Source organism: Burkholderia sp. BCC0097, from assembly GCF_902832985.1.
GTDB classification, from domain to species: domain Bacteria; phylum Pseudomonadota; class Gammaproteobacteria; order Burkholderiales; family Burkholderiaceae; genus Burkholderia; species Burkholderia orbicola.
Window position 1 is genome coordinate 40,482 of record NZ_CADFDM010000004.1, and the last position, 18,430, is coordinate 58,911.

Below are 18,430 nucleotides of genomic sequence, written 5' to 3' on the forward strand. Positions count from 1 at the left end.
CGACACGCTCCGGATCGAAGCAAATCCCGTTCCGGGCACGACGGGAAAAGGCGCGCGGGCGATCGCCGCGGTCGCGCGACGCGCACTGATTTGTCATGATTTATTTCAGCTAGAAGACACGTTTTCTACAGAGTATGATTCTTTTCCTGCGAAGCGGCGACAGGGGATGAAGTCTCGCCGCCTCTGCCCGCGCCGGGGCGCCGCAGCACCCTTAAAGACGGGTAGCGAACAACAAAGCAAGGGACTAGAGGTGGCGGATTCATGCAAGCGACTACTGCCTTCACGCACCGCGGTTATCTGTTGAATTGCGCGCCCGCACGCGCCAGCGACGGTTCATTCAAGCCCTACGTCGTGATCTCCCGATCGAGCGACGGGGAGCTCGTGGCTAACCGGTTTTTTCCGATCGAGCTCCAGTTCAACGACGAAGGCGACGCGATCGCGCACGCGCGCGACTGGGCCGTGCGCTGGATCGACGCGAGCAGCATCTCGATGTGACGCCGTCGCAGTCGAACGGCGCTGGCCGTCCGGCCGATCCCCGGGGTGCCGCTCCCGGACAAAAAACGCGGTAATCTTGCGGAACCCGTCACTTTATTAGCGGCCGCGCAACCGCGCGCGGCTGCCCGCATTGGCTTATGTCGACATCACCCGCCCGTCAGTGGGGCCTCGAAGAAATCGTCGCCGGCTTGCGCGAGTCGCGCGAGGAACTTCATCGCACGCGCCATCCGCGCGGCATCCGCGAACTGCCGTCGCGCGATGCGATCTGCAAGATTGTGACCGGCCTGCGCGCGTCGATGTTTCCGACGCACTACGGCGCGCCCGACCTGACCGACGAAAGCGTCGACTTCTACGTCGGCCACACGCTCGAAAGCACGCTGCGCATCCTGTCCGAGCAGATCCGCCGTGCGCTGCCGTTCCTGCCCGAGCATGTCGATACGCCGTTCGCCGAGCTCGACGAACGCGCGTTCGAGATCGCACGCGAATTCGGCCGCCAGTTGCCGGCGATCCGCGCGCTGCTCGTCAGCGACATCCAGGCCGCGTACGCGGGCGATCCGGCCGCGCAGCACATCACCGAGATCCTGCTGTGCTACCCCGGTGTGTTCGCGATGATGCACCATCGGCTCGCACACGCGCTGCACCGGCTTGGCGTGCCGCTGCTCGCGCGGTTCATCAATGAAATCGCGCACTCGGCCACCGGCATCGACATCCACCCCGGTGCGCAGATCGGCCCGAGCTTCTTCATCGATCACGGCACCGGTGTCGTGATCGGCGAAACCGCGATCATCGGCGAGCGCGTGCGCGTGTACCAGGCCGTCACGCTCGGCGCGAAGAGTTTCCCGGCGGACGGCGAAGGCGCGCTGGTGAAGGGTAATGCACGGCACCCGATCGTCGAGGACGACGTGGTGATCTATGCGGGCGCGACGATTCTCGGCCGTGTGACGATCGGGCGCGGCTCGGTGATCGGCGGCAACGTGTGGCTCACGCACACCGTGCCGCCCGGCACGAGCGTCGCGCAGGGCAAGGTCCGCGAAGGCGGGAGCGCCGAGAAGCCGTAACGCGGCCGGCGAATGCGCGGGCGTCGTTCCGCGCAACGCGGCGGATGACGCGCAATGGATCGGCGGCCGGGCCGCCTTCTGGCGCGCGTGGGCGTGAGCGGTGCGAAGCCGGCTCAGCCCGGCGCACGAAGGCGGCGTGCAGCCGCCTGCATTCATCGAAGCCTCAGTGCTTGCCGTCCGGCGAGCGGTGCTTGTACAGCACGTCCTGGTCGACGCGGATCAGGTTCTGGCCCGCGTCGACGACGAAATCCACGCCGTTGTACGCATTGCCCGTCAGCAGCAGGATAGCGCTCGCGACGTCGTCGGGGCCCGCGATGCGCGCGAGCGGCGTCGATGCACGGCTCGCGTGTTCGAAGTCGGCCTGCGTCTGGTCGTCGCTCGGCAGCATCAGCCCCGGGAACACCGCATTCACGCGCAGCACCGGCGCGGATGACAGCGCGAGCATCTGCGTCAGGTTGCCGAGCGCGGCCTTCGCGACCGTGTAGCTGAAATGGTCGCGGTGGAAGTTTTCCTTGATCTTCTGGTCGACCACGTTCACGACGACGCCCTGCGTGCCAGCCGCGCGGGCCCGCTCGTAGAACGCGCGCGTAAGCAGGATCGGCGCGCGGCAATTGACGGCCCACGCCTGGTCGAACGCGGCGAGATCGAAGCTCGGGAAATGGTCCTGCCAGAACACCGACGCGTTGTTGACCAGCACGTCGAGGCGGCCGAAGCGCGCATAGACTGCATCGATCAGCGCGGTGATCTGCGCGGCATCGGACAGGTCGGCCTGCAGTGCCACCGAATCGTGCCCGCGTTCGGCAATTGCGCGTGCGGCGGCCTGCGCGGCATCGGCCGAACGGTCGTAGTGCACCGCGGTGCGATAGCCGTGCGCGGCGAAATACTCGGCGAACGCGCGCCCGGCCCGGCGCGCGGCGCCGGTCACGAGCACGACGGGCGCGTGCGCCGTTTGCTTCGTCTGCTCCATCAGGTATTCGTCAGATTGACCGAGGAAGGATTCGCGACGATCGACAGGAATTCGCGACGCGTCGACGGATCGGTGCGGAACGTGCCGAGCATGCGCGACGTGACCATCTCGACGCCCGGCTTGTGCACGCCGCGCGTCGAGATGCACTGGTGCGCGGCTTCGAGGATCACACCGACGCCCTTCGGCTGCAGCACGTCGAACAGCGTGTCGGCGATCTGCACGGTCATCTTTTCCTGGATCTGCAGGCGCTTCGCGAACGCGTCGACGAGGCGCGCGAGCTTCGAGATGCCGACGACGCGATGGTTCGGCAGATACGCGACGTGCGCGCGGCCGATGATCGGCACCATGTGGTGCTCGCAGTAGCTCTCGAAGCGGATGTCCTTCAGCACGATCATTTCGTCGTAGCCGTCGACTTCGCTGAACGTGCGCGCGAGGATGTCGCGCGGCTCCAGCGCATAGCCGGCGAAGAACTGCTCGTACGCGCGCACCACGCGCGCGGGCGTGTCGAGCAGACCTTCGCGCGCGGGATCGTCGCCGGCCCAGCGCAACAGCACGCGGACGGCGTCTTCTGCTTCTTCACGGCTCGGCCGCGAGGCGACCGGCTGGGGCTGTGTGGTTTTCTTTCCCTTACCCATGTAGTGGCTCCATCGAAGGCCGCCTGCGGCGGCCGATATCCGGCCATTGTTTCATGCTTTCGCCGCTCGTGCGTGCGGGCCGCCGCGCCCCTTCTTCACTTCGGCCATTCGTCCTGCTCGTCGTTGAACAGCGACGCGACCACGCCGCGCAGCCACGCGGTGCGCGGGTCGTTGTGGTACTTGCGATGCCAGTGCTGTTTCAGGTCGAAGCGCGGCAACGCCAGCGGCGGCTCGACGGGCACGATGAACGCGTGCTCGGCTGCATACGCATAGCCGATCGCGTGCGGCACCGTCGCGATCAGGTCGGTGCGGCTCAGGATGAACGGCAGGCTCATGAAGTGCGGCGTCTCGAGCACCGCGCGGCGCTGCATGCGCTGCTTCGCCAGATATTTCTCGAGCACCTCCTGGCTGCGGCCTTCGGCGCGCACCACCGCATGTCCGCACGCGAGGAACTGCTCGACCGTGAACGGCGGCGTCTGCTCGAACGGATGGCCGCGCCGCATCAGGCAGACGAACCGGTGCGTGAACAGCCGCTGCTGGAAGAAGTTGTTGCCGTCGAGATCGGGGAAGTAGCCGACCGCGAGATCGATCGACCCGGCTTCGAGGCCGCGGCCGACTTCGTCGTGCGCGAGCGAGACCGAACGCAGGTTCGCGTGCGGCGCAAGCGTCGCGAACGCCTGCAGCAACTTCGGCAGGAACACGATCTCGCCGACGTCCGACAGCGCGATCGAGAACGTATGCGTGCTCGCGGCCGGATCGAAGTCGTGCGGCGCGACGAGGCCGCGCTCGATCTGCGCGAGCGCGTCGCGGGCGGCGGGCAGTAGCGCGAGCGCGCGCGGCGTCGGCTCCATGCCGCGCGACGTGCGCACGAACAGCGGATCACCGAAGTATTCGCGCAGCCGGCCGAGCGCCGTGCTCACGCGCGGCTGGCTCACGCCGAGCAGGTCGCCCGCGCGGCTCACGTTGCGCGTGTCGTCGAGGGCGACGAGGTAGGGAATCAGGTTCAGATCGAGCGCATCCATGGCCGGGCCGGTATCTCCAGAACGTATACAACATATCTCCTGAATCGCGTTGCCGCATAGTCGGGAAAGCGCTCAAATGTGTTCCATTACTCGAACCAATGTTCTGGAGACGAACAATGCGCACCCAAGTCGCGATCATCGGCGCCGGTCCGTCCGGCCTTCTGCTTTCCCACCTGCTGCGCCTGCAAGGCGTCGATTCCATCCTCGTCGAAGCGCGTTCCCGCGAATACTGCGAGAACCGCATCCGCGCCGGCGTGCTCGAGCAGGGCACGGTCGACACGCTGAACGAAGCCGGCCTCGGCGACCGGATGCGCCGCGAAGGGCTCGAACATCACGGCATCGAGCTGCTGTTCGACGGCCAGCGCCACCGTATCGACCTGTCCGAACTGACCGGCGGACGCGCGATCACCGTCTACAGCCAGCATGAAGTCGTGCGCGACCTGATCGCGGCCGGCGTCGAACACGGTCATCAGATGCACTTCGAAGTCAGCGACGTCGCGCTGCACGACGTCGAAAGCGAGCACCCGTTCGTCACGTTCAAGCACGCGGATGGCCGCGCGGACCGCATCGATTGCGATTACATCGCCGGTTGCGACGGCTTCCATGGCATCGCGCGCCAGACGATTCCCGCCGAGCGGCTGAACACGTTCGAGCGCGTCTACCCGTTCGCGTGGCTCGGCATCCTCGCCGACGCGGCGCCATCGCTCGACGAACTTGTGTACGCGCATCACGACAACGGCTTCGCGCTGTTCTCGATGCGCTCGCCGACGGTCACGCGCCTGTACCTGCAATGCAAGCCGGATGAAGACCTCGCCGAATGGTCCGACGCGCGGATCTGGGACGAACTGCACACGCGCTTCTCGAACGACACCGGCTGGACGCCGACCGAGGGCCGGATCACGCAGAAGAGCGTGACGCCGATGCGCAGCTTCGTGTCGGAGACGATGCAGCACGGTCGCCTGTTCCTCGCCGGCGACGCCGCGCACATCGTGCCGCCGACCGGCGCGAAGGGGATGAACCTCGCGGTGGCCGACGTCCGCGCGCTGTCCCGCGCGCTCGGCGCGCGCTACCGGACGGGCGACGCGACGCCGCTCGAGCGCTATTCGGCGACCTGCCTCGAACGCGTGTGGCGCGCCGAGCACTTCTCGTACTTCATGACGAACATGCTGCACGCGTCGCCGGACGATTCGCCGTTCGTCAATCGCCTGAAGTTTGCCGAATTGAAATACGTGACGCGCTCGCGGGCCGCTGCGCAGTCGCTCGCCGAAAACTACGTCGGTTTGCCGTTCGACGACGCGACGCCCCCCGAGGGAACCCGCCTTGACAACGCGCTGTGCGCGACTCTATGATCGGCCCATCGTTCGCTAATCGAATCTAGGTTCGAATAGCGAACAAAAGCCGAGGGTCGACGAAGGCCTCCGGCGCGGCACGCGGCACGCGCGTGTCCCCTCGACAGGCCGCGCACGAGCCGCGGGTTCGCATCAGGAAGAGACATGGTCAACAAGATTTTCGAATCGCTTCAGTCGGCGGTTGCCGACGTCCACGATGGCGCGACAATCATGATCGGCGGCTTCGGCACGGCCGGCATGCCGTCCGAGCTGATCGACGCGCTGATCGAACAGGGCGCGCGCGACCTGACGATCGTCAACAACAACGCGGGCAACGGCGAGACGGGTCTCGCGGCACTCCTGAAGGCGAAGAAGGTGCGCAAGATCATCTGTTCGTTCCCGCGCCAGAGCGACTCGCAGGTATTCGACGCGCTGTACCGCGCGGGCGAGATCGAGCTGGAGCTCGTGCCGCAGGGCAACCTCGCGGAGCGCATCCGCGCGGCGGGCGCCGGCATCGGCGGCTTCTTCACGCCGACCGGCTACGGCACCAAGCTCGCGGAAGGCAAGGAAACGCGCGTGATCGACGGCAAGCCGTATGTGTTCGAGACGCCGATCCACGCCGATTTCGCGCTCGTGAAGGCGTACAAGGGCGATCGCTGGGGCAATCTCGTGTATCGCAAGACCGCGCGCAATTTCGGGCCGATCATGGCCAGCGCGGCGAAGGTCGCGATCGTCCAGGTGTCGGAAGTCGTGCCGCTCGGCGGGCTGAACCCGGAACACATCGTGACGCCGGGCATTTTCGTGCAGCGCGTCGTCGAGGTGCCGCAGGCCGCCCACGCGGCCGAGCTGGCCGCCGAACACGCTGCATCGCAAGCCGCCTGACCGCCTGGAGGAAAAACGACATGAAACGACTGACCCGCGATGAAATGGCCAAGCGCGTCGCCCAGGACATCCCCGAAGGCGCGTACGTGAACCTCGGCATCGGCGTGCCGACGCTGGTGGCCAACCACCTCGACCCGAGCAAGGAGATCTTCCTGCACAGCGAGAACGGCCTGCTCGGCATGGGCCCGGCGCCCGCGCCCGGCGAGGAAGACGACGAACTGATCAACGCCGGCAAGCAACACGTGACGCTGCTCACCGGCGGCGCGTATTTCCACCACTCGGATTCGTTCGCGATGATGCGCGGCGGCCACCTCGACTACTGCGTGCTCGGTGCGTTCCAGGTATCGGCGAACGGCGATCTCGCGAACTGGCATACGGGCGCGCCCGATGCGATTCCGGCCGTCGGCGGCGCGATGGATCTCGCGATCGGCGCGAAGCAGGTGTTCGTGATGATGGAGCACCTGACGAAGCAGGGTGAAAGCAAGATCGTCGCGCAGTGCTCGTATCCGGTCACCGGCGTGCAATGCGTGAGCCGCATCTATACGGATCTCGCGGTGCTCGACGTGACGGCCGACGGCCTCGCGGTAAGCGAGATCTTCACCGACCTGTCGTTCGACGAGCTGCAGAAGCTGACCGGCGTGCCGCTGATCGACGCGACGCAGAAGGCCGCCGCCTGAACGGCAAGCGTGCCGGTGCGCGCATTCGAGCGCACGCCGGCACGCTTGGGTAGACAATAGGCGCACGCCGTATCCCCATTCTGACGCCATGCTTGAAGACAGCGCCCGCCTGACCTCCCTGATTTGCGGCACCGAGCCGCTCAACCGGATCTGGTCGCCCCGCGCGACGATCCAGCGGATGCTCGACGTCGAGGCCGCGCTCGCGCGCGCGCTCGCCGCGCAGCAGGTGATTCCCGCCGCCGCGGTCGCGCCGATCGAACGTGCGTGCGACGCCGGCCGGCTCGACGCCGAGGCCCTCGCGCACGGTGCGGCGCTCGGCGGCAATCTCGCGATTCCGCTCGTCAAGCAACTCACCGCGCAAGTGAAGGCCGACGACCCCGAGGCCGCGAAGTTCGTGCACTGGGGCGCGACGAGCCAGGACATCATCGATACCGCGACCGTGCTGCAGTTGCGCGACACGCTTGACGTGCTCGAGCCGCTGCTCGACGAAGCCTGCACGTCGCTCGCTGCGCTCGCGCGCACCCATCGCGCGACGCCGATGATCGGCCGCACGTGGCTGCAGCAGGCGCTGCCGATCACGCTCGGACTCAAATTCGCCCAGTGGCTCGATGCGCTGCTGCGCCATCGCGCGCGTTTTGCCGAGCTGCGCGAGCGCGCGCTCGTGCTGCAGTTCGGCGGCGCGGCCGGCACGCTCGCGAGCCTGCGCGAACACGCAGCCGGCGTAAGCGCCGCGCTCGCGGCCGACCTGAAGCTCGCGTTGCCGGCCGTACCGTGGCATACGCAGCGCGACCGCATCGCGGAAGCCGCATCGTGCTTCGGGATGCTGACCGGCACGCTCGGCAAGATCGCGCGTGACGTGTCGCTGCAGATGCAGACCGAAGTCGGTGAGCTCGGCGAACCGGCGGCTGCCGGCAAGGGCGGTTCGTCGACGATGCCGCACAAGCGCAACCCGGTCGGCTGCGCGGCCGTGCTGACGGCCGCCGTGCGTGCGCCGAACCTCGTCGCGACCGTGTTCGCGGGGATGGTGCAGGAGCATGAGCGCGCACTCGGCGGCTGGCAGGCCGAGTGGGATGCGTTGCCCGACCTCGCGCGCCTGACCGGCGGCGCGCTCGCGCAGATCGCACAGATCGTCGCCGGCCTCGACGTGAACACCGACCGCCTCGCCGCGAACCTCGACCTCACGCACGGGCTGATCCTCGGCGAAGCGGTGATGCTCGCGCTCGGCGATCGCATCGGTCGGCTCGATGCGCATCACGTCGTCGAGCATGCGTCGAAGGAAGCCGTGCGTACCGGCGCGACGCTGTTCGACGTGCTCGCGGCCGATGCGACCGTGTCGGCGCATCTGTCGCGCGACGCGCTGGCGCGGCTGCTCGATCCCGCACATTACGTCGGCGAGGCGCAGGCCTATGTCGACGCCGTGCTCGCGCTGCACGCGGGTGCGAAATAACCAGGAGAACCTTGAGATGCCTTTCGCCACTGTCAACGGCGTGAAACTGCATTACCGGATCGACCGTGCCGCACGCGACGACGCGCCGTGGCTCGTCTTCTCGAATTCGCTCGGCGCCGACCTGCAGATGTGGGCGCCGCAGATCCGCCCGCTCACGCAGCACTTCAACATCCTGCGCTACGACACGCGTGGCCACGGCCATTCCGACGCGCCGGCCGGTTCATACACGATCGAGCAACTGGCGGGCGACGTGATCGGTTTGCTCGACCACGTCGGCATCGACTGCGCGCATTTCTGCGGCATCTCGATGGGCGGGTTGACGGGCGCCGCGCTCGCCGCGCGCTACCCGTCGCGTATCGTGCGCGCGGTGCTGTCGAATACCGCCGCGAAGATCGGCTCGCCGGAAGTGTGGGCGCCGCGTGCGCAGAAGGCGCGCGCCGAAGGGATGGCCGCGCTCGCCGACGCCGTGCTGCCGCGCTGGTTCACCGACGCATTCGTCGAACGCGAGCCGCGTCTGTTCGACGCGATCCGCGACACCTTCGTGCATACCGACAAGGATGGCTATGCGGCGAACTGCGACGCGCTGAACGCGGCCGACCTGCGCGACGAAGTGAAGGGCATCGCGCTGCCGGTGCTCGTCGTGACCGGCGCGAAGGACATGTCGACGCCGCCCGACCAGGGCCGCGCGCTCGCCGCCGCGATTCCCGGTGCGCTGCACGTCGAATTCGACGCCGCGCACATTTCGAACATCGAATGCACCGCCGGGTTCAACCGCGCGCTGCTCGATTTCCTGACCGCGTGAGGCACCGGCGATGGACGACCAGGAACGTTATGAAGCAGGGATGAAGGTGCGTCGCGCGGTGCTCGGCGACGCGCACGTCGACCGTTCGATCGCGAACCGCACCGAGGTGACCGACGAATTCCAGAACCTGATCACACGCTATGCATGGGGCGAGATCTGGACCCGCGACGGGCTGCCGCGCCACACGCGCAGCCTGCTGACCATCGCGATGATGGTGGCGCTGAACCGCGGCGAGGAACTGGCGCTGCACCTGCGCGCCGCGCGCAACAACGGCGTGACGCGCGACGAGATCAAGGAAGTACTGCTGCAGACTGCGATCTATTGCGGCGTGCCGGCCGCGAATTCCGCATTCCATCTCGCGGACAAGATCTTCAAGGAACAGGATGATGCTGCTGGTTAAGCGCCGGCAGTGATCCGATCGCGCGGCCCGCTGATGCTGGCGAGCCGTGACGATCAACTAGCGCGTCGGCAGCGAATCGGCGCGTGAACGAAGGAAAGGCGCGGCCAAGAGGCCGCGCTTCTTGCATATATATCAATGTTGGATGCGACCGGATCGAGCGCTGACGCGCCCATTCGGCCGACAAGGAGACTAGCGATGAATCGCACACCCGTGGTCGATGTCCAGACCTTCATCAACGAGCAGCCGTTCGGCGGCTTTCAGTGGCTCGTGTTCCTCATGTGTTTCGTGATCGTGCTGCTCGACGGCTTCGATACGGCCGCGATCGGCTTCATCGCGCCGTCGTTGCTGGGCGAATGGAACCTGACCAAGCCCGATCTCGCGCCCGTGTTGAGCGCCGCGCTGTTCGGCCTCGCATGCGGCGCGCTCGTGTCGGGCCCGCTGTCCGACCGGCTCGGGCGCCGCTCGCTGCTGCTCGGCTCGGTGTTCCTGTTCGGCGTCGCGTGCCTGATGTCGGCGTTCTCGAACACGATAGGACACCTGACCATCCTGCGTTTCATCACCGGCGTCGGGCTCGGCGCGGCGATGCCGAACGCGGTCACGATGATGGGCGAATTCTGCCCGGACAAGCGTCGCGCGACCGTGATCAACCTGATGTTCTGCGGCTTCCCGCTCGGCGCCGCGTTCGGCGGTTTCCTCGCTGCGTGGATGATTCCGCATTTCGGCTGGCGTAGCGTGCTGATGCTCGGCGGCGTGACGCCGCTGCTGCTCGGCGTGTTGTTGCTGCTGAAGATGCCGGAATCGGTGCGCTTCATGGTTGCGAGCGGCCAGTCCATCGACAAGATCCGCGCCACGCTCGCGCGCATCTCGCGCGACGCGCTGAACGCCGGCTCGTTCGCATTGACCGAAGCCGCGCCGCAGACGGGCGGAAAGGGCCTCGGCGTCGTGCTGTCGCGCTCGTACATCGTCGGTTCGGTGATGCTGTGGTGCGCGTATTTCATGGGCCTTGTGATCTTCTACGCGTCGATCAACTGGATGCCGATCCTGCTGAAGGATGCGGGCCTGACGCCGAAGAGCGCGACGCTGATCTCGGCGCTGTTCCCGCTCGGCGGCGTGGGCGCCGTGCTGTGCGGCGTGCTGATGGACCGCTTCAACGCGAACCGCGTGATCGCCGTGTGCTATGCGCTGACGGCGGTGAGCGTGTATGCGATCGGGCAGGCGGCCGGCAACGTCGGGTTGCTGGTGCTGGTCGTGTTCGTGGCCGGCGTGCTGATGAACACCGCGCAATCGTCGATGCCGGCGCTGGCCGCCGCGTTCTATCCGACCGAAGGGCGCGGCACGGGTGTCGCGTGGATGCTCGGCGTCGGCCGTTTCGGCGGGATCGCCGGGTCGTTCCTCGTCGCCGAACTGACGCGCCGGCATTTCTCGTTTGCGGGTGTGTTCGCGACGATCGCCGTCGCGGGCGTGCTTGCGTGCGTCGCGCTGCTGATCAAACAGATGGCGCGGCCGCATGGCGTGGCGCAGCCGGCAGGCAAGATCGAGTCGCTCGGGCATTGAGCGACGGGCGGGCCGGTGCGTGCATCGCCCCCGTGCATGATCGATTCAGGCTGGTCGCGAGCAGATCGACCGGCGCACGACAGCAGACCGGGCCGCTTTCGCGGCCCGTCGACATTTCGGCCGTCGTACCGTTACTCCTCCGCATCGTGTTCCTTGACGAAGTTGCGCAGATACGCGCGCAGCGCGGCTTCCCGGCCGCGATGATCGTCGTGGTTCGCGGCGCCCATGCCTTCCTCGTCGCCGAACAGCGTCGGCGGCGCGCAGTAAGTGCCGACTTCGATGTTCTCGCGCAGCACGCGGATATCGTGCGTGAGCGGGTGGTATTCGGCGATCCAGTGCATGCCTTCGATATGCTCGCCCGCTCTCAGCATTGGCTTCATCAGCAATCTCCATGCAGAGCAGCGGTGCAACCGCCGAAGCGGCTGCACGCGCCCGTACCGAAAGGGTACGCCTGCATCACGTGAAGCTCAACGGGCGCTTGTGAGCGCTCACTGCGGCAGCAGATGGGCGACGAGCGGATACAGCGACAGGATCAACAGCACGGCCATCGTCACGTTGAAGAGGCGCAGCGCGCGGGGATTCGACAGGAAGCGCCGCAGGCCGAGGCCGAACGCGGCCCACAGGCAGATGCACGGGAAGCCGATCAGGATGAACACGACGGACATCCATGCGGCGTTCATCCCGTAATCGGCGGACAGCCGGATCGTCGTCGCGGCCGTCAGCACCATCATCCACGCCTTCGGATTGACCCACTGGAATGCGGCGGCCTCGATGAACGTCATCGGCCGCGGCTTGGCGCCGTGCGCCTTCACTTCGCCCGACGTGCCGATGCGCCATGCGAGGTACAGCAGATACGCGACGCTCGCGGCTTCGAGGATCGTGTACAGCAGCGGCAGGCGCTTGAACGCTTCGCCGAGGCCGAAGCCGACGCACAGCATCAGGATCGCGACGCCGATGCTGATGCCGAACAGGTGCGGCATCGTGCGGCGGAAACCGAAGTTGACGCCGGATGCGAGCAACATCGTGTTGTTCGGGCCGGGCGTGATCGACGTGACGAGCGCGAACAGCATGCCGGCGGGCAGCGCGCTGAGGGTGAGGAATTCCATCGCGGATTCTCCATTCGGTTCGAGGCTGGGATGGAGATCAGTGTAGCGACGGTTTTATGTACAGTACCGGTACAGTTGGATTGACGATTGCCGGTACGGGGCGTGGAGGTAGGTAGGTGCGGGTATGTAGGTGTCTTGGATGTGTAAACCTGACATTTTTACGATGTGGGTGATTCCTTTAGCTATTTAATTGATGTTGGTTGGTAGTTGTGGAAAATTTGAGAGGAATTTGTATTTTCCAGCTAAGAAAAGCGAAAGCGAAGTACGGAAGATGTGCATCACGCATTCGCTGGAAGAGGACGTTGCGGATGAAGGAAGATTTTTCTTGTGCTACTTAAATTTGTTAACTTAGGATTGAGGGGCATCAAATCATGGGGCCATATCCGGAACGGAAGGTCTTTCAGATTCCTTCTTCCTGACGGCTGCAAGCGGTAATTTGGTAAGCGTGCAATGGTTCTCGGCGATCTCGACTGAACATGGGTAGAAGCTGTCGTGTTCCGCACGCCGAAGAGGAAGTAATCAATCATCGAAGAAATTTATTTTCTTTAATCTCAGCCTCTCTGTGTCATTCGGTAGGCTGAGCAGAGTAGCGCTCACGTTTCATTATTATCGTCGCGCCGTGTGTCGTGCCTTCTGCCATTGCTGCAGGTTTGATTGAAAATCAAAAACTTATCCACGCGTCGAAAGTTTCCACCGCTCCCTTGTTCGCACGGCCGCTGACGGATTTCCTCGATACCGTGATCGTGAACGATGCCGTGCTGTACCACAGTGCCAATGCCGTTCAGCAAGCCAACCCGGACGAACTCGCGTTCCGGGACATGTTGCTGATTTCCTTTTCCTCAGCGAGATGAGCTGCCATGAAATCCGAGCTGGTTCTAGAAAAACGCGCTTCGTCTTCGTTGGCGCAGTTGTACGTCTGGTTGTCGTTCAAGACGATCTCGGACATCAGTTCGACGATGATCAGCATCGTTCTGGCGACCTACGCGCTCGAGGTCACGGGCTCCGCCGCGCTGCTCGGCTTGACGATGGCGTCGCGCCTGCTGGGCGCGGTCGCGGGCGGCGCCGCGGTGCCGCGGCTGAGCCGGTTCTCCCGCCGTACCCTGATCTTCGCCGCGGAAGCGGGCAGTGCACTGGCGATCGGCGTGCTGGCCACGTCGTCGCGTGCCGCCGACGCGTCGCTCATCTATTTCGTGCCGTTCTTCATCGGCCTTTTCCAGGGGATCTACCGGGTGTCCATCATGTCCGAGGTTCCGGAAATGGTTGGGCAGGAGGGGCGGCATCGTTTCAATGCGATCCTCAGCGCGACCGATGGGGTGTCGGTGGTCGGCGGTAGCCTGCTCGCGTCGGTGATCACGCAGTACCTGGCCTACAAGAGCGTATTCCTGATTGATTCGATCACGTTCGCGATCTCCGCCATCGCATTTCTGATGCTGGTGGGCAACATGCCGCGCCGGCACCGACCGACCGAGGAGATGCACGCTGCGGCCGAGGCCGGTGCACTGCCGCGCGCGGCGCGCTATCTGTCGGTCATCGTGATGCTGGTGATCGGCGCGCGATTCGTCGAAGCGTTCGGCTCCGGTACGCACAATGTCGGCTTCCCGATCAGGTCGCAGCTGTTCGACCCGAATCAGCCCGCGTTTCTGTACGGCTGGCTGATGGCTGTGTGGGGCGTCGGACGGCTCGTTTCCGCGGCAGTGACACCGCGCTTGCTGGAGCGTCTCGAATCGCGTCACCAGCCGCTCGAGCCGTGTTTCATCGCGTTGCTGATTCTGACCTTCGCGTGCTTCCTCGGCGTCTTCGAGGTGCACGGCATGCCGGGGATGTTGGGCTTCGTTTTGCTGGCGGGCATTTTCGACGCCGCCACGGAGACGATCTACTATTCGCTCCTGCAGTCGACGCAGGCCGCGTCGCGCGATCGCGTGATCGGTATCTCGTACGTTGCCGAGCGCACCGGCCTCGGATTGGGCATGCTGGCGGTCGGGTTCGTGTTCTCCCGGCTCGGAACGGACGTGACGGCATTGCTGTTCTATGGTGGCTCCATCGCGCTGGCCGGCGTGGCGTTCGTGGGCGTCAAAAGACGGCTGGCGCAGGGGGCGGCGGTCGGGCAGATCGACTGATTCCGGATGTTTTCCCTGATTCGTCAAGACGACCCGAGGCATCTTCTCCGAGCGCCCGCAACGGGTCGACGAGCGCGACCGTCGAACCATGAGCGTCGAACAATCAAAGAGGCTTCCACCAGTGCCCTCGCGTCGGTGAGGGCATGAGCCGGCATGCCCCGCGCTGCGCGGCCGGCACAGGGTGACGACGGCCGTCAGCGCTACGCGGGTACCCGGCAGCGTTCTACCTATCCCAGACGAACGATAGATCGCTAGCGCTCCGGCGACTCCTCGGGCGCAGACGTCACAGCCGGCGGCAACGGGCGATTCGCAATTTCTGTCGCTTCAGTTCGCGGCACACCCAACGTCTGCAACAGGGATGAAGCTGCACGCTCGGCAAAGCCGTTCTGACTGTACCCGAACATGTTCAACATGTCGGTAACCGGCTTCTCGTCCGCATCGAACCGTAGTTCGATCGCAATGGCGGTCAGTACCGCGCCCCCGACCGTGATCACGCTCATCAGCGGGTCACTTGCCGAGAATCTCCCGGCGAGGATGCCTTTCTGAATATCCCTCAGCAACCGAGGTCCGAGGCCGCGGCTGAGTGCTCGCATGGACAGCCCTTCGCGGAGGAGAAATTGCCCCCAGACCGGCTCGCTTCTGGCTCGCAGCAAAGTATGGCGCAACGATACCGAGATGATCTCGGCAGGGTCGGTGAGATTGCCTGCGATGCGGTCCAGGGTATTCGCGAACTCCTCGAACACGATTTCCAGAACCGCGGCATGAATCGCTTCTTTCGATTCGAAGTGGTTATAGAACGACCCGAACCCCACATCCGCGGCTTCCGTGATTTCATTGATCGCGACGCCTTCCATCCCCTTTTGCGCCATGAGTACGAAGGCGGCATCCAGCAGGCGCGCCCGCGTTTCGCGCTTTCGGCGCGCGCCTCGCGGCTCGCGAACCTCGGGGCTCGACGGCGCTTGCCCGTTCGAGGCGGCCGGCGACGGTGTTCTGGTGCGACGGGAAGAAGTGTTGGGCATCGGCGTGCGCATGGGTTCGGTGTTTGAGTATACGTTCGAACGTCAAAATTGACAAAATCATCAGTTATGACTTTAATGTCATCGAGGCGGCCCGCAGCGGCCAGTCCGAAGAATTGGAGGCAGAACGGTGGTGGAGACAAAACTGACGTGCGAGCCGGGCGTCCATGAAGGCAACGACAACGCGAGCCGTGCCGGCGGCCGCGACTTGCCATCGGAGGTAGACGTGCTGGTGGTGGGCTGCGGTCCCGTCGGCGCGGCGATCGGCGCGCTTCTTGGCCGGGACGGCGTGCGTGTGCTTGTCGTCGACCGGGCGGCGGAGATCTTCATGGCGCCGCGCGCGATCGCGCTCGACAACGACGCGCTTCGCATCCTGCAGTACATCGGGGTGAACGAAGCCGACCTCGATACGGTGGCGATCCCGTACGTCCGGATGCGCTCTCCCTGGTTCGGCGAGTTCGGGCGCATCAATACGCTGGGGAGCGTCGATGGCCATCCGAAGCTCGTGACGTTCTATCAACCGGACCTGGAGCGATGCTTGCGTGCCCGACTGGCCGCGCACCGCACCGCCCGAATGGCGCTGGGTGTGACGCTCGTCTCGCTCGACGAGCACGCCGATCACGTCGCCGCCACGCTCGACGGCGGGCAGGGCGCGCGGCACGTCGTGCGCGCTCGCTACGTCGTCGGTGCCGATGGTGCCAGCTCGATCGTGCGCCAGTTGATCGGACAGGATTTCAAGGGCAAGACGTTCGCGGAAGACTGGTTGATCGTCGACGCGCGAAACGTGCGCCGACCCATCGACCATGTCGAGTTCATCTGTGACCACCGGCGGCCGACGCCTCATATGACCGCTCCCGGTGGGCGTGAGCGTTGGGAATTCATGCTCCATCCCGGCGAGACGCGAGAGGAGATGGAATCCGACGAACGCATCCGCGAGCTGCTCGCGCCGTGGGGCGGCATCGAGGACATCGTGATCGAACGCAAGGCCGTGTACCGTTTTCATGCCCGAACCGTCAGGACCTTCAGCAAAGGACGCGTTTTTCTTGCAGGCGACGCCGCCCATATCACTCCGCCGTTCGCTGGCCAGGGGCTCGTCGCCGGTCTGCGTGATGCCGCGAATCTCGGCTGGAAACTGGCGTGGGTCGTCAAAGGCCGCGCAACCCAGAAAATTCTGGACTCCTACGATCGGGAACGCCGACCGCACGCGAAGGCGATGATCGGCGTCGCGAAATTCATGGGGAAGCTCGTGATGCCGCGAAATGCCGGGATCGCGTTGTTCACGCATGGTCTGATGCGATTGACACGGCTCGTTCCGCCGCTACGGAATCACTTCGACGAGCTCGGGATCAAGCCGAAGAATGCGTTCCGGAGCGGTCTGTTCGTCCCCGGCCATTCATCCACGCGGCTCGTACGCGGCGCAGCGCTGCCGCAGGGATGGCTGCGCAGCCACGATGGAGCGATCCGCCTGAGCGACGACGTGTTCGGTAGCGGTCTCGCGTTGATCGGATTCGGACGGGACCCAGGCGTCGAACTCGACGCCGGCGCGCGAGCCGCGTTCATTGCGGCGGGTGGCGTCGTGGTGCGGGTCGCGCACCGCGGGCAGCGCCTTCATCGCGTCGACAACGACGGATGGGAGGACCTGGACGGTACGTTCATGCCGCGTGTCGTGCGGTTTGGCTGGGCGGCCGTGATTCGGCCGGACAAAACGGTCCTGAACGAAGGCCCGGTAGCCGACTCGACCCGTCTCGTTCTCGAATCCCTGCGATTGCTTGGTGCGCGCACGTCGTTGTCGTCGCTAACCGATCACATTGCCCAGCCGATTTCCTGAGGCCCCCATGAAGCTCACTACTGCACAACCCGCACGGAGTCCCCAGCCGACGACGAAGGCCTGGGCGCTTTCCTATCTGATGTTCGAGCGTCCCGATCTCGAGCGGGCCGAACGATTTCTCAACGATTTCGGCCTGCGGACAGTATCCCGTGACGGCGACCATCTGTTCCTTCGGGGCACGGCCGCGACACCGTTCTGCTACGTCGTCCGGCGGGCGGAAAAAAGCCGCTTCGTCGGCTTCGGGCTCGAAGTCGACGGCATCGACGCACTGCGAAAGCTTGCCGACGTGCCGGGCGCGTCGGACGTGGAGCCGTCGCCGTGGCCCGGTGGCGGGCATCGCGTCACGCTCGTCGATCCGTCGGGTTTTCGTGTCGATGCAGTCGCGGGACAAGCGCGGGCCGGCGCCCTGCCGCACCGGTCGGCGTTACCGTTCAACTCGCCCGATTCCGTCGTTCGCGTGAACGATACCCAGCGTCCGCCGCTGGAGGCGCCGGAAGTGATTCGCCTCGGTCACGTCGTGCTCGAACTCGCCGATTTCCAGGCGACCTGCGCGTGGTACACGTCTCACTTCGGCTTCATCCCGAGCGACGTTCAGGTGTTGCCGGATGGATCGCCCGCCGTCGCGTTCTTGCGACTCGACCGCGGAGCGACGCCCACGGATCACCATACCCTGGCATTGGCACAGGGATTCGCAGCGCTGTACAGCCACTCGGCATTCGAGCTCGTTGACGCGGATGCCGTGGGGGTCGGGCAGCGTGTGCTGAGCGAACGAGGATGGACGCACGCATGGGGCGTGGGTCGCCACATTCTTGGCAGCCAGGTCTTCGACTATTGGCAGGACCCTTGGGGCGACAAGCACGAACACTATTGCGATGGGGACATGTTCACGGCGGACGTGGCGACGGGCATCCACGAAGTCAGCCGTGAAGCGATGTCGCAATGGGGCCCCCGGATGCCGCGCAGCTTCACTAAACCGAAGATCACCGCCGCGAGCATCGCATCGCTCATCCGAAACCTCCGGACCAGTCCGGACGTCACGTTCGCGAAGCTGCGCACGCTCGCGAAGCTGTTTGCGTGACCTTCATCTTCACTCAGA

General features: G+C 65.3%; 19 protein-coding genes. 13 read left to right on the forward strand and 6 right to left on the reverse strand.

Annotated features, from left to right (window positions below):
- Window positions 1–261 precede the first annotated feature (261 nt).
- Both HWX07_RS13985 and epsC read left to right on the forward strand, forming a co-directional pair.
- Window positions 262–495 (forward strand): hypothetical protein, encoded by a 234-nt coding sequence (locus HWX07_RS13985; RefSeq protein WP_006480138.1) that lies wholly within the window; start codon window positions 262–264, stop codon window positions 493–495.
- Window positions 496–632: 137 nt separating this feature from the next.
- Complete coding sequence (gene epsC, locus HWX07_RS13990) at window positions 633–1,553, forward strand: serine O-acetyltransferase EpsC (protein ID WP_175876599.1); 921 nt, start codon at window positions 633–635, stop codon at window positions 1,551–1,553.
- Window positions 1,554–1,716: 163 nt separating this feature from the next.
- On the opposite strand, the gene HWX07_RS13995 is transcribed toward epsC, so the two are convergent.
- From HWX07_RS13995 to HWX07_RS14005, 3 genes are all read right to left on the reverse strand, one after another.
- Window positions 1,717–2,520, reverse strand: coding sequence for an SDR family oxidoreductase (locus HWX07_RS13995; RefSeq protein ID WP_012339036.1), 804 nt, complete (start codon window positions 2,518–2,520; stop codon window positions 1,717–1,719).
- The gene (gene folE, locus HWX07_RS14000; protein WP_011548713.1) at window positions 2,520–3,155 is read right to left on the reverse strand and encodes a GTP cyclohydrolase I FolE; all 636 of its coding nucleotides are present in this window, start codon (window positions 3,153–3,155) and stop codon (window positions 2,520–2,522) included. Before folE ends, HWX07_RS13995 begins: the two co-directional genes overlap by 1 nt.
- Window positions 3,156–3,250: 95 nt before the next feature.
- Window positions 3,251–4,177 (reverse strand): LysR family transcriptional regulator, encoded by a 927-nt coding sequence (locus HWX07_RS14005; protein ID WP_006480134.1) that lies wholly within the window; start codon window positions 4,175–4,177, stop codon window positions 3,251–3,253.
- Window positions 4,178–4,293: 116 nt separating this feature from the next.
- Here HWX07_RS14005 and pobA point away from each other — a divergent pair, with 116 nt between their 5' ends.
- The 7 genes from pobA to HWX07_RS14040 all read left to right on the forward strand — a co-directional run bounded on the left by pobA (window position 4,294) and on the right by HWX07_RS14040 (window position 11,267).
- Complete coding sequence (gene pobA / locus HWX07_RS14010; protein WP_175876600.1) at window positions 4,294–5,526, forward strand: 4-hydroxybenzoate 3-monooxygenase; 1,233 nt, start codon at window positions 4,294–4,296, stop codon at window positions 5,524–5,526.
- 144 nt (window positions 5,527–5,670) lie between these two features.
- Window positions 5,671–6,387, forward strand: a complete 717-nt coding sequence (locus HWX07_RS14015; protein WP_175876601.1) for a 3-oxoacid CoA-transferase subunit A — start codon at window positions 5,671–5,673, stop codon at window positions 6,385–6,387.
- 20 nt (window positions 6,388–6,407) lie between these two features.
- Entirely contained in the window at window positions 6,408–7,064 is a 657-nt protein-coding gene (locus tag HWX07_RS14020) for a CoA transferase subunit B (protein ID WP_006482308.1), read from the forward strand.
- A gap of 88 nt (window positions 7,065–7,152) precedes the next feature.
- The gene (locus HWX07_RS14025) at window positions 7,153–8,511 is read left to right on the forward strand and encodes a 3-carboxy-cis,cis-muconate cycloisomerase (protein WP_175876602.1); all 1,359 of its coding nucleotides are present in this window, start codon (window positions 7,153–7,155) and stop codon (window positions 8,509–8,511) included.
- A gap of 16 nt (window positions 8,512–8,527) precedes the next feature.
- Window positions 8,528–9,313, forward strand: coding sequence for a 3-oxoadipate enol-lactonase (pcaD, locus tag HWX07_RS14030; RefSeq protein WP_175876603.1), 786 nt, complete (start codon window positions 8,528–8,530; stop codon window positions 9,311–9,313).
- Window positions 9,314–9,323: 10 nt separating this feature from the next.
- A complete protein-coding gene (gene pcaC / locus HWX07_RS14035) occupies window positions 9,324–9,713 on the forward strand; it encodes a 4-carboxymuconolactone decarboxylase (protein ID WP_175876604.1) in 390 nt (129 codons plus the stop codon).
- 195 nt (window positions 9,714–9,908) lie between these two features.
- Window positions 9,909–11,267: an MFS transporter gene (locus HWX07_RS14040; RefSeq protein ID WP_175876605.1), complete on the forward strand. Its 1,359-nt coding sequence runs from the start codon at window positions 9,909–9,911 to the stop codon at window positions 11,265–11,267.
- Between the two features lie 131 nt (window positions 11,268–11,398).
- Here the strand turns inward: HWX07_RS14040 and HWX07_RS14045 are convergent, their stop codons facing one another.
- Window positions 11,399–11,647 carry a hypothetical protein gene (locus HWX07_RS14045; RefSeq protein ID WP_011548706.1) on the reverse strand — a complete coding sequence of 83 codons (249 nt, stop codon included), beginning with the start codon at window positions 11,645–11,647 and terminating at the stop codon, window positions 11,399–11,401.
- A gap of 108 nt (window positions 11,648–11,755) precedes the next feature.
- The gene (locus tag HWX07_RS14050; protein WP_006480126.1) at window positions 11,756–12,373 is read right to left on the reverse strand and encodes a LysE family translocator; all 618 of its coding nucleotides are present in this window, start codon (window positions 12,371–12,373) and stop codon (window positions 11,756–11,758) included.
- Window positions 12,374–12,999: 626 nt separating this feature from the next.
- Between HWX07_RS14050 and HWX07_RS14055 the strand changes: the two genes are divergently transcribed.
- Together HWX07_RS14055 and HWX07_RS14060 are read left to right on the forward strand one after the other, a co-directional pair.
- The gene (locus HWX07_RS14055) at window positions 13,000–13,224 is read left to right on the forward strand and encodes a 2OG-Fe dioxygenase family protein (RefSeq protein WP_244129980.1); all 225 of its coding nucleotides are present in this window, start codon (window positions 13,000–13,002) and stop codon (window positions 13,222–13,224) included.
- 6 nt (window positions 13,225–13,230) lie between these two features.
- Window positions 13,231–14,490, forward strand: a complete 1,260-nt coding sequence (locus HWX07_RS14060) for an MFS transporter (protein ID WP_175876606.1) — start codon at window positions 13,231–13,233, stop codon at window positions 14,488–14,490.
- Window positions 14,491–14,741: 251 nt separating this feature from the next.
- Here HWX07_RS14060 and HWX07_RS14065 read toward each other — a convergent pair whose 3' ends face one another.
- Entirely contained in the window at window positions 14,742–15,521 is a 780-nt protein-coding gene (locus HWX07_RS14065) for a TetR/AcrR family transcriptional regulator (RefSeq protein ID WP_175876607.1), read from the reverse strand.
- 118 nt (window positions 15,522–15,639) lie between these two features.
- On the opposite strand from HWX07_RS14065, the gene HWX07_RS14070 reads away from it, so the two are divergent.
- Together HWX07_RS14070 and HWX07_RS14075 are read left to right on the forward strand one after the other, a co-directional pair.
- Window positions 15,640–17,334, forward strand: coding sequence for a bifunctional 3-(3-hydroxy-phenyl)propionate/3-hydroxycinnamic acid hydroxylase (locus HWX07_RS14070; protein WP_244129981.1), 1,695 nt, complete (start codon window positions 15,640–15,642; stop codon window positions 17,332–17,334).
- 7 nt (window positions 17,335–17,341) lie between these two features.
- Window positions 17,342–18,412, forward strand: coding sequence for a VOC family protein (locus tag HWX07_RS14075; protein ID WP_175876608.1), 1,071 nt, complete (start codon window positions 17,342–17,344; stop codon window positions 18,410–18,412).
- Window positions 18,413–18,430: the final 18 nt, after the last annotated feature.

Excerpts from the sequence above, each read along its gene's own strand:
- folE (WP_011548713.1), bottom strand. The coding sequence starts at position 3,155 with ATGGGTAAGGGAAAGAAAACCACACAGCCCCAGCCGGTCGCCTCGCGG.
- HWX07_RS14065 (WP_175876607.1), bottom strand. The coding sequence starts at position 15,521 with ATGCGCACGCCGATGCCCAACACTTCTTCCCGTCGCACCAGAACACCG.
- epsC (WP_175876599.1), top strand. The coding sequence starts at position 633 with ATGTCGACATCACCCGCCCGTCAGTGGGGCCTCGAAGAAATCGTCGCC.
- HWX07_RS14045 (WP_011548706.1), bottom strand. The coding sequence starts at position 11,647 with ATGAAGCCAATGCTGAGAGCGGGCGAGCATATCGAAGGCATGCACTGG.
- HWX07_RS14020 (WP_006482308.1), top strand. The coding sequence starts at position 6,408 with ATGAAACGACTGACCCGCGATGAAATGGCCAAGCGCGTCGCCCAGGAC.
- HWX07_RS14075 (WP_175876608.1), top strand. The coding sequence starts at position 17,342 with ATGAAGCTCACTACTGCACAACCCGCACGGAGTCCCCAGCCGACGACG.
- HWX07_RS13985 (WP_006480138.1), top strand. The coding sequence starts at position 262 with ATGCAAGCGACTACTGCCTTCACGCACCGCGGTTATCTGTTGAATTGC.
- pobA (WP_175876600.1), top strand. The coding sequence starts at position 4,294 with ATGCGCACCCAAGTCGCGATCATCGGCGCCGGTCCGTCCGGCCTTCTG.
- pcaD (WP_175876603.1), top strand. The coding sequence starts at position 8,528 with ATGCCTTTCGCCACTGTCAACGGCGTGAAACTGCATTACCGGATCGAC.
- HWX07_RS13995 (WP_012339036.1), bottom strand. The coding sequence starts at position 2,520 with ATGGAGCAGACGAAGCAAACGGCGCACGCGCCCGTCGTGCTCGTGACC.
- pcaC (WP_175876604.1), top strand. The coding sequence starts at position 9,324 with ATGGACGACCAGGAACGTTATGAAGCAGGGATGAAGGTGCGTCGCGCG.
- HWX07_RS14040 (WP_175876605.1), top strand. The coding sequence starts at position 9,909 with ATGAATCGCACACCCGTGGTCGATGTCCAGACCTTCATCAACGAGCAG.
- HWX07_RS14015 (WP_175876601.1), top strand. The coding sequence starts at position 5,671 with ATGGTCAACAAGATTTTCGAATCGCTTCAGTCGGCGGTTGCCGACGTC.
- HWX07_RS14050 (WP_006480126.1), bottom strand. The coding sequence starts at position 12,373 with ATGGAATTCCTCACCCTCAGCGCGCTGCCCGCCGGCATGCTGTTCGCG.
- HWX07_RS14005 (WP_006480134.1), bottom strand. The coding sequence starts at position 4,177 with ATGGATGCGCTCGATCTGAACCTGATTCCCTACCTCGTCGCCCTCGAC.
- HWX07_RS14060 (WP_175876606.1), top strand. The coding sequence starts at position 13,231 with ATGAAATCCGAGCTGGTTCTAGAAAAACGCGCTTCGTCTTCGTTGGCG.
- HWX07_RS14025 (WP_175876602.1), top strand. The coding sequence starts at position 7,153 with ATGCTTGAAGACAGCGCCCGCCTGACCTCCCTGATTTGCGGCACCGAG.